Source organism: Azospirillum sp. (genome assembly GCF_035627195.1).
Classification (GTDB): Bacteria; Pseudomonadota; Alphaproteobacteria; order Azospirillales; family Azospirillaceae; genus Azospirillum.
This window is the reverse complement of sequence record NZ_DASPMG010000274.1, coordinates 1-14,237: the sequence shown is the minus strand read 5'-3', so window position 1 is coordinate 14,237 and position 14,237 is coordinate 1. Positions and strand designations below refer to the sequence as shown.

Annotated in this window: 21 protein-coding genes, 1 tRNA gene and 1 pseudogene; 18 read left to right on the top strand and 5 right to left on the bottom strand. The window is 67.8% G+C overall.

Going from position 1 to position 14,237, the window contains the following annotated elements; genetic code table 11:
- The coding region (locus VED21_RS25490) for a hypothetical protein (RefSeq protein WP_324887336.1) at positions 1 to 218 on the bottom strand (218 nt) is incomplete at its 3' end.
- On the opposite strand from VED21_RS25490, the gene VED21_RS25485 reads away from it, so the two are divergent.
- Together VED21_RS25485 and VED21_RS25480 are read left to right on the top strand one after the other, a co-directional pair.
- The gene (locus VED21_RS25485) at positions 193 to 2,292 is read left to right on the top strand and encodes a sodium-translocating pyrophosphatase (protein ID WP_324887334.1); all 2,100 of its coding nucleotides are present in this window, start codon (positions 193 to 195) and stop codon (positions 2,290 to 2,292) included. The two genes, VED21_RS25490 and VED21_RS25485, sit on opposite strands and share 26 nt — an antisense overlap.
- A gap of 166 nt (positions 2,293 to 2,458) precedes the next feature.
- Entirely contained in the window at positions 2,459 to 2,719 is a 261-nt protein-coding gene (locus VED21_RS25480) for a hypothetical protein (protein ID WP_324887332.1), read from the top strand.
- Positions 2,720 to 2,862: 143 nt separating this feature from the next.
- On the opposite strand, the gene VED21_RS25475 is transcribed toward VED21_RS25480, so the two are convergent.
- Positions 2,863 to 3,330 carry an outer membrane protein assembly factor BamE gene (locus tag VED21_RS25475; RefSeq protein ID WP_324887330.1) on the bottom strand — a complete coding sequence of 156 codons (468 nt, stop codon included), beginning with the start codon at positions 3,328 to 3,330 and terminating at the stop codon, positions 2,863 to 2,865.
- A gap of 155 nt (positions 3,331 to 3,485) precedes the next feature.
- On the opposite strand from VED21_RS25475, the gene VED21_RS25470 reads away from it, so the two are divergent.
- The 10 genes from VED21_RS25470 to VED21_RS25425 all read left to right on the top strand — a co-directional run bounded on the left by VED21_RS25470 (position 3,486) and on the right by VED21_RS25425 (position 9,495).
- The gene (locus VED21_RS25470; protein WP_324887328.1) at positions 3,486 to 4,088 is read left to right on the top strand and encodes a ubiquinol-cytochrome C chaperone family protein; all 603 of its coding nucleotides are present in this window, start codon (positions 3,486 to 3,488) and stop codon (positions 4,086 to 4,088) included.
- 54 nt (positions 4,089 to 4,142) lie between these two features.
- Positions 4,143 to 4,769 (top strand): DUF177 domain-containing protein, encoded by a 627-nt coding sequence (locus tag VED21_RS25465; protein WP_324887326.1) that lies wholly within the window; start codon positions 4,143 to 4,145, stop codon positions 4,767 to 4,769.
- A 114-nt stretch (positions 4,770 to 4,883) separates the two neighbouring features.
- Complete coding sequence (gene rpmF / locus VED21_RS25460) at positions 4,884 to 5,066, top strand: 50S ribosomal protein L32 (protein WP_324887324.1); 183 nt, start codon at positions 4,884 to 4,886, stop codon at positions 5,064 to 5,066.
- Between the two features lie 49 nt (positions 5,067 to 5,115).
- Entirely contained in the window at positions 5,116 to 6,168 is a 1,053-nt protein-coding gene (plsX, locus tag VED21_RS25455) for a phosphate acyltransferase PlsX (protein ID WP_324887322.1), read from the top strand.
- A gap of 2 nt (positions 6,169 to 6,170) precedes the next feature.
- Positions 6,171 to 7,148: a beta-ketoacyl-ACP synthase III gene (locus VED21_RS25450; RefSeq protein ID WP_324887320.1), complete on the top strand. Its 978-nt coding sequence runs from the start codon at positions 6,171 to 6,173 to the stop codon at positions 7,146 to 7,148.
- Between the two features lie 138 nt (positions 7,149 to 7,286).
- On the top strand, positions 7,287 to 7,628 hold the full coding sequence (locus VED21_RS25445) for an integration host factor subunit alpha (RefSeq protein ID WP_324887318.1): 342 nt from the start codon (positions 7,287 to 7,289) through the stop codon (positions 7,626 to 7,628).
- 45 nt (positions 7,629 to 7,673) lie between these two features.
- Positions 7,674 to 8,183: a MerR family transcriptional regulator gene (locus VED21_RS25440; protein WP_324887316.1), complete on the top strand. Its 510-nt coding sequence runs from the start codon at positions 7,674 to 7,676 to the stop codon at positions 8,181 to 8,183.
- A gap of 76 nt (positions 8,184 to 8,259) precedes the next feature.
- Positions 8,260 to 8,336 (top strand) — tRNA-Pro (locus VED21_RS25435).
- A gap of 597 nt (positions 8,337 to 8,933) precedes the next feature.
- Entirely contained in the window at positions 8,934 to 9,119 is a 186-nt protein-coding gene (locus VED21_RS25430) for a chemotaxis protein CheB (protein ID WP_324887314.1), read from the top strand.
- Positions 9,120 to 9,240: 121 nt separating this feature from the next.
- A complete protein-coding gene (locus VED21_RS25425) occupies positions 9,241 to 9,495 on the top strand; it encodes a hypothetical protein (protein WP_324887312.1) in 255 nt (84 codons plus the stop codon).
- 147 nt (positions 9,496 to 9,642) lie between these two features.
- Here the strand turns inward: VED21_RS25425 and VED21_RS25420 are convergent, their stop codons facing one another.
- A complete protein-coding gene (locus VED21_RS25420; RefSeq protein ID WP_324887310.1) occupies positions 9,643 to 10,059 on the bottom strand; it encodes a hypothetical protein in 417 nt (138 codons plus the stop codon).
- 279 nt (positions 10,060 to 10,338) lie between these two features.
- On the opposite strand from VED21_RS25420, the gene VED21_RS25415 reads away from it, so the two are divergent.
- Positions 10,339 to 10,638: a hypothetical protein gene (locus VED21_RS25415; protein WP_324887309.1), complete on the top strand. Its 300-nt coding sequence runs from the start codon at positions 10,339 to 10,341 to the stop codon at positions 10,636 to 10,638.
- 61 nt (positions 10,639 to 10,699) lie between these two features.
- On the opposite strand, the gene VED21_RS25410 is transcribed toward VED21_RS25415, so the two are convergent.
- Positions 10,700 to 10,957 carry a hypothetical protein gene (locus VED21_RS25410; protein ID WP_324887307.1) on the bottom strand — a complete coding sequence of 86 codons (258 nt, stop codon included), beginning with the start codon at positions 10,955 to 10,957 and terminating at the stop codon, positions 10,700 to 10,702.
- Between the two features lie 15 nt (positions 10,958 to 10,972).
- A complete protein-coding gene (locus VED21_RS25405; protein WP_324887305.1) occupies positions 10,973 to 11,116 on the bottom strand; it encodes a hypothetical protein in 144 nt (47 codons plus the stop codon).
- 292 nt (positions 11,117 to 11,408) lie between these two features.
- Here VED21_RS25405 and VED21_RS25400 point away from each other — a divergent pair, with 292 nt between their 5' ends.
- The 5 genes and pseudogenes from VED21_RS25400 to VED21_RS25380 form a co-directional block, all read left to right on the top strand.
- Positions 11,409 to 11,666: a hypothetical protein gene (locus tag VED21_RS25400; protein WP_324887303.1), complete on the top strand. Its 258-nt coding sequence runs from the start codon at positions 11,409 to 11,411 to the stop codon at positions 11,664 to 11,666.
- A 106-nt stretch (positions 11,667 to 11,772) separates the two neighbouring features.
- Positions 11,773 to 12,192 (top strand): CopG family transcriptional regulator, encoded by a 420-nt coding sequence (locus tag VED21_RS25395; RefSeq protein ID WP_324887301.1) that lies wholly within the window; start codon positions 11,773 to 11,775, stop codon positions 12,190 to 12,192.
- Between the two features lie 79 nt (positions 12,193 to 12,271).
- On the top strand, positions 12,272 to 13,531 hold the full coding sequence (locus VED21_RS25390; protein ID WP_324887299.1) for a PHB depolymerase family esterase: 1,260 nt from the start codon (positions 12,272 to 12,274) through the stop codon (positions 13,529 to 13,531).
- A gap of 191 nt (positions 13,532 to 13,722) precedes the next feature.
- A complete protein-coding gene (locus VED21_RS25385) occupies positions 13,723 to 13,932 on the top strand; it encodes a cold-shock protein (protein WP_324887297.1) in 210 nt (69 codons plus the stop codon).
- 88 nt (positions 13,933 to 14,020) lie between these two features.
- Positions 14,021 to 14,237: pseudogene (locus tag VED21_RS25380) on the top strand (transglutaminase family protein); the annotation flags it as partial.

Below are 14,237 nucleotides of genomic sequence, written 5' to 3'. Positions count from 1 at the left end.
TAAAATAAGTCGAAGATCATAGGCCTATGCCGGCGGGCCAATTCGCCGCGCTTGCTGGAGCGTGGCGGCTGTTGCAATGTGCCAGACGCTTCGGCATGCTTTCCCACGAAAAAATCCGGCGTGTTCGCGCCCGCATCAATTTTTGTGCGATGCGGCGAATACCACGGTGTTACAAATATTTTGGGGGAACGGATGGCATTCGCATTTATCGTTGTCATCGCCTGTGGCCTCCTGGCGCTCGCCTATGGTGCGTACGCCGGGAAACAGGTCATGGCCGCTCCGGCCGGGTCCGCCCGGATGCAGGAGATCGCCGGCGCGGTTCAGGAAGGGGCCCGCGCCTACCTGAACCGGCAGTACACCACCATCGCCATCGTCGGCGTGGTGATCCTCATCATCCTCGGCGCCATTCTCGGCCTTCCCGTCGCGATCGGCTTCCTGATCGGGTCGGTGCTGTCGGGCATCGCCGGCTACATCGGCATGAACGTGTCGGTGCGCGCCAACGTCCGCACCGCGCAGGCCGCCACGGTGGGCCTGGACAAGGCGCTGGACATCGCCTTCAAGTCCGGCGCCATCACCGGCATGCTGGTGGTGGGCCTGGGCCTGCTGGGCGTCGGCGGCTACTTCGCCGTGCTGTCGATGATCTACAAGGTCACCGACCCGGTGCAGGTCCGCGTGGTGCTGGAGGCGCTGGTCGCCCTGTCGTTCGGCGCGTCGCTGATCTCCATCTTCGCGCGCCTGGGCGGCGGCATCTTCACCAAGGGTGCGGACGTCGGCGCCGACCTCGTCGGCAAGGTCGAGGCCGGCATCCCCGAGGACGACCCCCGCAACCCGGCGGTGATCGCCGACAACGTGGGCGACAACGTCGGCGACTGCGCCGGCATGGCCGCCGACCTGTTCGAGACCTACGCCGTCACCATCGTCGCCACCATGCTGCTGGCGGCGATCTTCTTCACCGGCGACATCGTCCGCACCCTGCTGATGTATCCGCTGGTCATCGGCGCCGTGTGCATCGTGGCCTCGGTCGCCGGCACCTTCTTCGTCAAGCTCGGCGCCACCAAGAACATCATGGGCGCGCTGTACAAGGGCTTCATCGTCTCCGCGGTGATCAGCTGCGTGCTGATCCTCATCGTCACCGCCATCATGTTCGGCTTCACCCGGCCGATTGCCATGGGGGCGAAGACGGTCAACGGGCTCAACTTCTTCATCTGCGCGCTCGTCGGCCTGGGCGTGACGGGCCTGCTGGTGTGGATCACCGAGTACTACACCTCCACCTCGTTCCGCCCGGTCCGCTCGGTGGCGCGCGCGTCGGAGACCGGCCACGGCACCAACGTCATCCAGGGCCTCGCGGTCTCCATGGAGGCGACGGCGCTGCCGGTGATCGTCATCTGCGCGGGCATCGTCATCGCCTTCAGCCAGGCGGACGTGTTCGGCATCGGCATCGCCGCGACGACGATGCTGGCGCTGGCCGGCATGGTGGTGGCGCTCGACGCCTACGGACCAGTGACCGACAACGCCGGCGGCATCGCCGAGATGGCGGACATGCCGAAGGACATCCGCGTCACCACCGACGCGCTGGACGCCGTCGGCAACACCACCAAGGCGGTCACCAAGGGCTACGCCATCGGTTCGGCCGGTCTGGCGGCACTGGTGCTGTTCGCCGCCTACGTCCAGGACCTGAAGCACTACTTCCCGAACGTCCCGGTGGAGTTCCGGCTGAACGACCCGTACGTGGTGGTCGGCCTGCTGATCGGCGGCCTGCTGCCGTACCTGTTCGGCGCCATGGGCATGACGGCGGTGGGCCGCGCCGCCGGCTCGGTCGTCGTCGAGGTGCGCCGCCAGTTCCGCGAGATCACCGGCATCATGGAAGGCACGGCCAAGCCCGACTATGGCCGGGCGGTCGACATGCTGACCAAGGCGGCCATCAAGGAGATGATCATCCCCTCGATGCTGCCGGTGTTCGCGCCGGTGGTCCTGTACATCATCGTCGCCGCCATCGCCGGCCAGGCGGCCGCCTTCTCGGCCGTCGGCGCCATGCTGCTGGGCACCATCGTGACCGGCGTCTTCGTCGCCATCTCGATGACCTCGGGCGGCGGTGCGTGGGACAACGCCAAGAAGTACATCGAGGAAGGCAACCACGGCGGCAAGGGTTCCGACGCGCACAAGGCGGCGGTGACCGGCGACACCGTCGGCGACCCGTACAAGGACACCGCCGGCCCGGCGGTCAACCCGATGATCAAGATCACCAACATCGTGGCGATCCTGCTGCTGGCCATCCTGCACGCGCTGGCCTGACAGCACGCGTACGACACGTACGAATTCGGTACGACCTGTACCCCGGAGCCGCAAGGCTCCGGGGATTTTCTTTGACGCCGAATGTTGCGGCTGTATCGTGGGTGTGACCGCACGCAGGGGGCGTGCGGCGACCCATTCCATACAGTCGTATAAGGGGAATCACCTCATGGCCGGCCAAATCCTGGTGAAAGTGAACGCCGAAGACAATGGCGGCGAGATCGTCCTGCTGGAGACCGGCGGCACGCCGGAGAAGCCGACGGTGACCAAGACCGTGATCGGCACGGTCGAGCAGTCGGGCAACGAGTGCACCTGCAAGCTCGCGGAAGGCCACAACGTGGCCGGTCTGGAGGCCGTCACCGGCGCCACCGCGTCGGAGGTCAGCCAGAACATCGTCAACGCCCTGAAGGAAGGCAAGATCACGGTCTGAGCGGGTACGGCGTTGGGTTCAGGCGAAGCCGCGAACCCAACGCCGGCGGTACGCCGACCGGAAACGAGGAAGGGCCGGAGAGATCTCCGGCCCTTCGTTGTTTTTACGCCAATGCGAGGTCTTCACGCCGATGCGGGCGCCGCTCAGCTGCCCGGGCCCTTGCCCTTGGTGTCCTTGGCGGAGAAGCGGCCGACGTTGCCGATCATCTGCTCCAGGAAGCTCATCTCGCGGCCGTGCGTCGGGGTGGAGCGTTCGACGATCTCCACGTCGCGGCCCTGGCTGCGGTCCAGCGTCTTCAGGTCGCGGACCACGCCGCCATCGTCGAACTGCACCACGACCACGCGGCGCTCGACGATTTCGGGCTGGAAGAAGGCGGTCTTCTCGGTGGTCTGGCCGATGTAGTACCAGACGTTCTGGTCGAAGGTGCCGACCGACGTCGGCGTGCCCAGCACGGTGGCGACCTCGTCGCGGGTCGACTGGCCGACCTTGACCTGCGCGATGCGGTCGGGGTCGGCCATGTTGCCGCGGGTCGCCACGGTCGGCGAGCAGGCGGTGACGGCGACGCCCAGCAGGGCGGCGGCGAACAGCTTCGAAGGGGTCGATCTCGTCATGGCGCTCGGCTAGGATGCTCCCGGCGGGGCGGGGATCGGCCGATTGGCCGTACGCCCGGTCCCAAACACCGCGCACAATCGCACCGCGCGCTTTGTCCTGTCAACGAACACCTTGTCCGCCGATTCGTGTCCCCGCAAAGATTGATCGTGTGTCGATGAAAGCCGTGCTTGACCGCCTCTTCGGCCGCCGGCGTCCGCCGGGCGCCGCCGACTTCTATGCCGCCGTGGTGGCGCAGGCCCGCGAGCCGGCGTTCTACCGCGACCTCGCCGTGCCGGACACGCTGGACGGCCGGTTCGACCTGCTGGTGCTGCACGTCATCCTGGTCATGCACCGCCTCAAGGGGCAGGGGGCGGAGGCGGAGGAATGGTCGCGCGCGCTCTATGAGACGATGATCACCGACTTCGACCGCTCGCTGCGCGAGATGGGGGTGGGGGACACCGGCATCGCCAAGCGGGTGAAGGCCATGGTGCGGGGCGCGCACGGCCGCCTGCTGGCCTATGACGCCGCGCTGGCGGCGCCGGACGATTCCGCGCTGGAGGTGGCGCTGGACAACAACGTGTACGGCACCGTGCGCGACGTGCCGCCCGACGCGCCGCGGGCCATGGCCGCCTACGTGCGCCGGCTGGTCGCCGATCTGGCGGCGCAGCCGCTGGCGGACCTGCTGGCCGGGCGGATCCGCTTCGTGCCGCCTGCGGTGGAAGCCGATCATAAGGGCGATCATAAGGGCGATCATAAGGGGCCCGATCATCGGGGGTAGGCGCGAACCCAAGCGACTCCCCATCTGTTGCCTATGAGGGAAGAGGAACGAGACATGAGCCCGAACGCCATGAACAGGGCCGAGCCGGCGCCGGAGTTCTCCCGCGTCGTCGCCGCGGACACGGTGCAGCGCAAGGAGGTCGTCGAGGTGATCGAGGCCGGCGAGGCCGAGCGCCGCAAGCTGGCCGAGCGGCTGGAACTGGAGGCGATCGACAGCCTGAAGGCCAAGCTGCGCCTCAAGCGCGTGCGCGGCGGCCAGATGGTGCGCGTCGTGGGCGAACTGGACGCCGACGTGGTGCAGACCTGCGTCGTCACGCTGGAATCCGTGAGGAACCACGTGCACGACACCTTCGAGGCGCTGTTCGCGCCGGAGTCGCTTATCCCCGACTCCGGCGACGAGATGGAGTTCGACCTCGCCAGCCTGGAGGAGGACGTGCCGGAGCCGATCGTGAACAACCGCATCGACATCGGCGAGCTGACGGCGCAGCACCTGTCGCTGGCGCTGGACCCGTACCCGCGCTGCCCGGGCGTGGAACTGCCGGCCGAATACACCATGATCGACGAGAACCAGGACGATGGGGATGGGGAAGACGGGGATGGGGAAGACGGGGCGGAGGCCGCGCCGGAGCCGGAACGGCCCAACCCCTTCGCCGTGCTGTCGCAGCTGAAGCGGCCGCAATAAGGGGTTTTAACCGCTTGCCCTGCGCGTGCCGTTGGTTTATTGAATGCGGCTCGCGCTAGGCGGCCCCCCAAACGGGCCGCCTTTTCCAATGAGTAGTGCAGAGAGTTTACGGCCATGGCTGTTCCGAAGAAGAAGACCTCCAAGTCGCGGCGCAACATGCGGCGTTCGCACCACGCCCTGCCGACGGCGGCCTACAACGAGTGCCCGAGCTGCGGCGAGCTGAAGCGCCCGCACCACGTGTGCGACGCCTGCGGTCAGTACGACCAGCGCGAAGTGGTGAAGACCACGGCGGCTTGACGCCTGTCCGACCGGCCGCCGCCGTTCCGATGCAGGGAGCCTGTCCGAGGTGAGCCAGCGCCTGACCATCGCTCTTGACGCCATGGGCGGCGACCACGCCCCCGACATGGTGATCGCCGGGGCGGACATCGCCCGCGAGCGTCATCCCGACGTGCAGTTCCTGCTGTACGGGGATGCGGCGCGGGTGGAGCCGCTGGTGGCCAAGCGCGCAGCCCTGAAATCCGTGTCCGAGGTGATCCACACCGACGACGCGGTGGCGGCGGATGCCAAGCCGTCGGTGGCGCTGCGCGCCGGCCGGCGCTCCAGCATGCGCCTCGCCATCGACGCGGTGGCGGAGGGGCGGGCGGCCTGCGTGGTGTCCGCCGGCAACACCGGCGCGCTCATGGCCATGGCCAAGTTCGTGCTGAAGACGCTGCCCGGCGTGGACCGGCCGGCGATGGCCTCGTTCTTTCCGACGCTGCGCGGGGAGAGCGTGATGCTCGACCTCGGCGCCAACACCGAGTGCACGGCCGAGAACCTGGTGCAGTTCGCGCTGATGGGCTCGATCTTCGCGCGCACGGTGCTGGGCCTGACGGAGCCGACGGTGGGGCTGCTCAACATCGGCTCCGAGGACGTCAAGGGCAACGAGACGGTGCGCGGCGCGGCGACCCGGCTGAAGGAGATGCCGTTCCCCGGCCGCTTCTACGGCTTCGTCGAGGGCAACGACATCGCCACCGGCACCACGGACGTCATCGTCACCGACGGCTTCACCGGCAACGTCGCGCTGAAGACCGCCGAGGGCACGGCCAAGCTCTACACCGAGTTCCTGCGCCGCACCTTCCAGTCCTCGCTCACCGCCAAGATCGGCTATCTGCTGGCCCGCCCGGCCTTCCAGAAGCTGAAGGCCCGCACCGACCCGCGCCGCTACAACGGCGCCATGTTCCTGGGGCTGCGCGGCGTGTGCGTCAAGAGCCACGGCGGCACCGACGCCCTTGGCTTCGCGAACGCCATCGGCGTCGCCGCCAATCTGGCGACGAACGGCTTCAACGAGAAGATCAAGGAAGAGATGCAGCGGCTGGCCAGTGCGAACCCGATTCCCGACACCAAGGCGGCGGCGGTTTGAGCATGATCAGGCGTTCCCGGATCGTCGGCTGCGGGTCCTACCTGCCGGCCAACGTCGTCACCAACCAGGATCTGGCCGACCGCGGGGTCGAGACGTCGGACGAATGGATCGTCCAGCGCACCGGCATCCGCTCGCGCCACGTCGCGGCAGAGGGCGAGCTGACGTCGGATCTGGCGCTGGCCGCCGCGCGCGCGGCGCTGGACCACGCCGGCCTGGACGGGGCGGCGATCGACTGCATCGTCCTGGCGACGACGACTCCGGACAACACCTTCCCCTCCACCGCCACCAAGGTGCAGGCGGCGCTGGGCATGACGCGTGGCTTCGCCATGGACGTGCAGGCGGTGTGCGCCGGCTTCGTCTACGCCCTGTCGGTGGCCGACAGCTTCATCAAGTCGGGGCAGGCGAATCGCGTGCTGGTGATCGGCGCGGAGACCTTCTCGCGCATCCTGGACTGGAAGGACCGCACCACCTGCGTGCTGTTCGGCGACGGCGCGGGTGCTGTGGTGCTGGAAGCGGGCGAAGGGAAGGGCGACGCGGCGGACCGCGGCGTGCTGTCCACCCACCTGCACTCCGACGGGCGCTTCTACGACCTGCTGTACGTCGACGGCGGGCCGTCGGCCACGCAGACGACCGGCCACGTGCGCATGCACGGGCAGGAGATCTTCCGCCACGCGGTCAGCAAGCTGTCGTCGGTGGTGGAGGAGGCGCTGGTCGCCAACGGACTGGAGCCTTCGGCCATCGACTGGCTGGTGCCGCATCAGGCCAACCAGCGAATCATCGACGGCATCGCGCGCAAGCTGAAGCTGCCGACGGAGAAGGTCGTGTTGACCGTGGACCGGCACGGCAACACCTCGGCCGCCTCGATCCCGCTGGCGCTGGCCGAGGCGGTGCACGACGGCCGCATCAAGCGCGGCGATCTGGTGCTGATGGAAGCCATCGGCGGCGGATTGACCTGGGGCTCGGCGCTCGCGCGCTGGTAGAGCCGATCCGGGCGGGGATCTCGCGCAGATCACATGCGGATCTCGCACGGATCTCAAGGACGCCGGCCAAGCTTTTGAATTGACGGGGTTCTCGGGCGGCATTACCGTTTCGGCAATGCTGCGGGGAGGTCTTTGTCAATGTCGCAGAACACCGTCACGCGCGCCCAGCTGAGCGAAGCGGTCTACCAGGAAGTCGGTCTGTCGCGGAACGAGTCGGCCGATCTGGTCGAGAGCGTTCTGGAGGAAATCGCCGATGCCCTGGCGCGGGGCGAGATGGTGAAGATCTCCTCCTTCGGCAGCTTCCAGGTGCGCCAGAAGGGCCAGCGGGTGGGGCGCAACCCGAAGACGGGCGAGGAGGTGCCGATCCTGCCCCGCCGAGTCCTGGTGTTCCGCGCCAGCCACGTCCTGAAGCAGCGAATCAACGACGGCCTCGCGGCGGCGGAAGCCGCGGCGGCGGCGCGCGTGAAGGCGGCGTCCTGACCCATTGGATGAGGCGGCGGGGATGAGGCGGCGGGGACGGCCGGCATGCGCACCGAAGGGACCATGAAGTCGGCCACGGCGTTCCGGACCATCAGCGAGGTGTCCGACGACCTGGACGTGCCGCAGCACGTCCTGCGCTTCTGGGAGACCAAGTTTCCGCAGATACGCCCGCTGAAGCGCGGCGGCGGCCGGCGCTATTACCGGCCGGAGGACGTGGACCTGCTGCGGCGAATCCAGAGCCTGCTGTACAAGGAAGGCTACACCATCAAGGGCGTGCAGCGCCTGTTGAAGGAAAGCCGCGGCGCCCTGCCGCCGGCCGAGGCGCCGGTGCCGGCCAACGACTCCGGCGAGGCGGAGGCGCCGCTGCCCTCGCTGCCGCCGCCCGAGCCGGATGCGGAGCCCGATGCCGGGGTGGAGGAGGCCCACGAATCCGACGAATCCGACGAGCCACCGCCGCCGACCATGGCGGAGGACGTCCGCCAGGAGCTGGAAGACCTGCTGGACGAGCTGCGGGACATCCAGGCGCTGCTGTCCGGGGGCAAGGAAAACAGCTGAAAGAAATCTTCGACGTGGGCATTGCATGGGCGGACGGTCGCCGCTATAGTCCCGGCCCGCACCGGTTCCAGGCTGACGGAGCGTAGCGCAGCCTGGTAGCGCATCAGACTGGGGGTCTGGGGGTCGCAGGTTCGAATCCTGTCGCTCCGACCAATTCTGGAACCGGTGAAAAGCCTTGGGTCTCAACGGACCCAAGGCTTTTTCTTTGGCCGGCTGGCGGGGGCCGCGAGGGGGCCGCGCCCTCGTCCGTGTAAGCGCCATGTAAGCAGCGCAGGCCTGAAGAATCGTGCAGGATCCCGTCGTCAGCGTTCGCAGCTCCAGGCGGCGCGGGCGTCCTCACGTTGCGCATCCCGTTCGTATCCGTCTGCCAGAGACGTCAGAACCCCGGCCAAACGCTCGGATCGATAGACCAGACGCAGCAGTTCGAGAAAGAGCGCCGGGTCGCGTGCCGGCCGTCGGTAAAGTAGGTGCGGTGCAGGCCCGACTGGAAGGCAAGCTCCAACTGCGATCAGCCGCGCGGACGCGCAGCAAACCCGCTTGCAGCCTGTCGGTTCACGAACTTTGAGTAACATTTTGCCGCGCCGCCCGGCCCGGTCGCGAGCAGGAAACACAAGGCCGAGACGTCGGGACGCAGGAGCCCGTTCGGCGGATTCAAGGGCATGGTGACCGCCTTCCCCGACACCGCCGGTCAGGACGGCGAGCGCGCTGTTCCTGGCAAGGGGGGCGTCCGCCGGGCGCCGGGGCGCTCCGGTGGCGGTTGTCAGGACCGGCGCCTCGGCCGGCGGGCTGAAGGCCATCATCGCCTTGCTGGACGCCGTGCCGGCGGCGAGCGGGCTCGCCCTCGTGGTCCTTCAGCACCGGACACCGAACCATGAACGGCTGAAGGTGGATCTGCTGGTCAAGGCCACGCCGTTGCCGGTCTGCCCTCGTTCCTGACGCCATCCGCAGCGATAAGGCTGCATGGTCTGAATATCCATGCCCTGCGCGGGCAGAAGACAACCGCAATGCTCATATACCCCACATCGCTTCCAGTAGATCAATCCCCGGGAGACGTCCGATGTTCGCGCGCACCAACAGCAAAACGGTGACGTTCTCGCACCCCTTCGTGTTGGAAGGGATCGACGGTGTGCAACCGGCGGGGGTCTATACGGTCGAAACCGACGAAGAACTGGTCGAAGGCTTGTCCTTTCCCGTGTACCGGCGCGTTGCGACGGTGATCCTGCTGCCGATGCCCGGCGGCGGCTTCCAGGCCGCCACGATCGATCCCCAGGAGCTGGAGCGAGCCGAGCAGGCCGATGCCGCCATCGCATAGATGGCGCCGTCCCGGCTCGTTCGGGAGCGGTCCATGGGACCGGCTGGCTTGGAACGCTGAGACAGGTGAGCGGATGATGCCATGAACCAGTCGCGGATGGCGGATCGGTCTGTTCGCCGCCGCCGGGGTCTGCCCGCGGGAGGGCGGTCAGGGCCAGAACCCGTTCGTGGCCCAGATGACAAGAATCGCCATGAGCACGAGGAGAAGCCAAGGGCCGACGCTGCTCGTGTGACGGCGGTCGTTTCGGCCGCCGGCTTCGTTCGTGACGGTCGTGGCGGAGCCTCCTTGCGGCAGGAGCCTCACCAGGCGATCCGCGGTCGTGACGGCATCCTGGGTTCCAGGCTGTGGCACGGGAATCCGGCGGAGGATGGTGGTGAGCGCCGAAGCCGCGGCGTCCCTCGGCAGCGCCGCCAGGCGGGCCGCCTCAGCCCAGGGGTCGATGTCGAGCCGCGCCAGCGCCGAGAGGACGCTGAGAGGGCTTCCGTTCTTCTCCTCCCAAAGGGGCGCGGACAGGAACTCGGTCAAGTCGGATTGGTGAAGAGTGTATTCAGTGCGCAGCGGCATGTTGTCCTCCCCTGAAATTCTATGAACAAAAATCATATAAGATGGTTCACCGGAAAATCGGCGGTGCCGGCCGGGAGAAGTTGAATTACGAAATATTCTGAAGAGCGGCGGCGGTCGGGCGTGGTTTATCCTTTGATGAGGCTGCGCGCCTGGCCGAGTTCCTGAATCGGTGCGGGGTTGGTCTCCACGCCAATAGGAACTGAAGGCGCCCTCGCAAAGTGTTGCATGTGGCGCCACATAGGGGAGGCCAACAATCCGACCGTTGTCCTTGAGGGCGCCATGAAGCCCGCCGTCATCGTCCTTCTTCTTTCGTTCGCTGCCGCTGCCACGGCGGCGGCTGGCGAGCGCAATCCCACGCACCTCTTCGATCCGGGCAATCACGTCGATGCCGGCGGCGTCGTCCGCGACCGCGGCGGTCGGGCCGTGGGGCGTATCGAGGCGGATGTGAAGGGGAGCCACGTGTTGCGCGACAACGCCGGACGCCACGTCGGCAGCGTCGAGCGCGGCTTCGCCGAGGGCGAACTGGTCATCCGGGACAGCGAAGGCCGCCGCCAGGGCACGCTCGAACGCCGGCCTTGATCGGAAAACGGCATGGAGGCGGAGGCCCTGGCGTCGGGCTTTCCGCCAACCGGTCGCCGGATCAGTAGAACACTCCGTCATCCAGATCCTTCCTGAACTGTCCGATCCAGGTGAAGGGGAGCGCCGACCGATAGGTCCGGGAGGTTCGGGTCGGCGCGTAGGTCACGGTGATGACGCGAGATTGGACCGTGCCGCCCCTGACGACGCAAGCCTCGACGCGGTCCTCCATGCCGAAGTCATCTGGGCTGAAATCGTCCGGCCGAGGCGTGGCGTGGGCGACGCACCGCTCGAAGGTCTCCCTCTCGACGTTCTTGAACATGGCAAGCCCTCCGGTTCAGACGACGGGACCATGAAGCAGGGCGAAGAGCACGACCGCCAGCACGACGGCCACCGGGATCACCAGCGGGGGCACGAAGTACTCCAACACGGTCGTCCGAAATGTGGGGGAACCGGCGGGGGCGTGTGTTTGCATGGTCATGGTCGTGCTCCGTGTGTTCGGCCAATCGCGTGGTGGCATTCGCGCCGGAGATGCCTTGGCGGACTCCTCTCCGGCGCCGCGCCATCAGATTTTGCGATGTGGCTATGGAAGACATGGCGCTGACGTCGGCTTTGATGTGTGGCGATTCCGGCGTATGGACTTCTGCACGACGGAAATATGAGGCGCAGGCACGCAAATCATATCGTTGGCGTTTCTAAAATATTTCCGAGTGAAGGGCAGGTCAAAGCCTGATGGTTGTGTCCGGAATCTGAAACGCCGGGAGCTTTCCAATATGAGACGCCCGAATCGCCTCTGCCCAGCCCGTCTCTTCATGGTGCTGTATCGGAGATCCGCGTGGATCGTCCGCAGCGACAGCTTCCTGTACGGTCCCTACGCGACCTACGACGAGGCGTTCGCCGGAGCCGTGTCGGAGGCGCAGGCGGTCGGGCTGTCGGGCATTCCCAGTACCGTGATCGTTGAAGACGAGAACCTCGATCTGAAGGTCGGGTGGCGCTACGGCATCGACCCGCTGCCGCTCCGATCCCGGTGATGGGCCGTTCGGCCACCCCGCCGTCGCCACCCGTCCTTTTCTCCTTGATCGGCGCCTGAGCCACCCCATTTACCATCCTGCTGGATGGTAGAGGGATGGTTTTAAGATGGTCAGCGATGTGAACGCCCCCAAGACGAAGGTTGGCGACAGCGAGAAGATCACGATCAACCTCGGCTACGTCGACCTTGGGCACGTCGACCTGCTGGTGCAGGAAGGGTTCTACGCGAACCGCACCGACTTCATCCGCACCGCCATCCGCAACCAGATCGATCGCCACGGCGACGCCGTGCGGCAGGCCGTGACGCGCAAGAGCGTCGATCTCGGCCTGCGCCACTACACCCGCGACGACCTCGAAGCGGCGCGGGACGCCGGACGGATGCTCGACATCCGCGTCCTCGGGCTCGCCACCATCGCCCAGGACGTCACCCCCGAACTCGCCCGCGCCACCATCGCCTCGGTCGCCGTGCTGGGGGCGCTGCACGCCAGCGCCGCCGTCAAGGCGGCCCTTGCGGACCGCATGCGGTAACGGCGCACGCCGCCACCCGCACTCCTGAAAGTCGACGGACCGGGCCTTCGCCCGCCTCCGATCCCAGAAAGCTTCTGACATGACCGACCGTTTCTCCGCCGGCCTGGCCGAGGCGACCCGCCTCACCCAGGCCGGCAACCTCGCCGAGGCGACCGCCCTCATCCAGCGCCTGCTGAGCGGCGCGGGGGCGGGCACGGCGTCCGAGCCGGCGCACCAGGGCCTCCCCACAACCATCGACGTGGAACCCCTCACTGTGGATGCGCCGGACGCATCGCCGCCGCACCACGCCACGGCCGCCACCTCGCCCGCCACTTCGCCCGCCACGTCCACCCGAGTCTTCGCCGGGCGTTTCCATCCGCGGCCGCAGGCCGGTCTGGGCGAGACCCTGCGGGGTCTTGCCGCTCGTGCCATGCCGGCCGGCCTCGACCTCGGGGTGGGCGGTCTCGTCCGCCCCGCGCCCGATCCCCTGCCCGACGGCGCCTCCTTCACGACGGCGTCCTACACCAACGCGGTGGGGACCCGCTCCTACAAGCTCTACATCCCCGCCAGCCGCCGCGACGGCCAGCCGCTTCCCCTGGTGGTGATGCTGCACGGATGCACCCAATCGCCCGACGACTTCGCCGCCGGCACCCGCATGAACGTACTGGCCGAGGAGCATGGCTGCCTCGTCGCCTATCCGGCGCAGCCGTCCTCGGCCAACGCGCAGAAGTGCTGGAACTGGTTCAGTCCGGCCGACCAGCAGCGCGACGGCGGCGAACCCTCGCTGATCGCCGGGATCACCCGGCAGATCATGCGCGACCACCCCGTCGACCCCGGCCGGGTCTATGTGGCAGGGCTGTCCGCCGGCGGTGCGGCGGCGGCCATCATGGGGGCGGCCTATCCCGACCTCTACGCCGCCGTGGGCGTGCATTCCGGCCTGCCGTGCGGGGCGGCCCGCGACCTTCCCTCCGCCTTCGCCGCCATGCGCCAGGGCACCGCGGGCACCGGCCGGGGCACCGGAGCCGTTCCCACCATCGTGTTTCACGGCGACCAGGACACCACCGTCCACCCCGGCAACGGCGCCGCGGTCGCCGCGCAGTCCATAGCCGGCGTCACCGGGACGACGGCGATGGAGGAGCACGGCCGGGTGCCGGGCGGACACGGCTACACCCGCACCCTCCACACCGACGCCGCCGGCCGCGTGCTGTGCGAGCAGTGGACGATCCAGGGCGCCGGGCACGCCTGGGCCGGGGGCAGCCCCGCCGGATCCTACACCGATCCGCGCAGTCCGGACGCCACGCGGGAGATGCTGCGCTTCTTCCTCGACACCCCGCATCGCGGCCTGCCGCCGCTGTCATGACCGTCGGATCGCGGAGGGGCTGGCACGGATTTGCTTGCGCAATCCCGCGCCAGCCCCCATGTAAGGGAAGTCGAAGTTGCTCTGGGGTCTGCTTTCTCCAGCCCCGCACCCGGGTCTGGGTCTCTCTTCCCGAAGTGAATTTGATCCCCCCTCGATGTCGGGTGGGGCACCGCCAACAAGGGAACTGACCCATGGCCAACGGTACCGTCAAGTGGTTCAACTCGACCAAGGGCTTCGGCTTCATCCAGCCCGAGGATGGTTCGGCCGACGTCTTCGTCCACATCTCCGCCGTCGAGCGCGCCGGCATCGGCAACCTCAACGAGGGCCAGAAGCTCTCCTTCGAGGCCGTGCGCGACCCGCGCCGCGGCAAGGTTTCGGCCGAGAACCTGCGCGCGCTCTGACGCGTCGCGAAGGCGATCATCGGAAAGGACGGCTTCGGCCGTCCTTTTTCGTTTCGGTCCCGCCCTGGGACCATTCCCGGAGAGTGCCATGCGAATCCGGCTGGGCTGCGAGTTGAACTACGACATCCCGAAGCCGACCCCGATGATCGTCATGCTGAACGTGCACCACTCACGCGTGGCGGACCTCGAACGCCCGGATCATCTCGTCACCACGCCGTCCGTTCCCATCGGAAGCTATCGGGACAGTTTCGGCAACTGGTGCTGCCGGCTGGTGGCGCCGCCGGGGCGCTTCACGCTCGGTACCG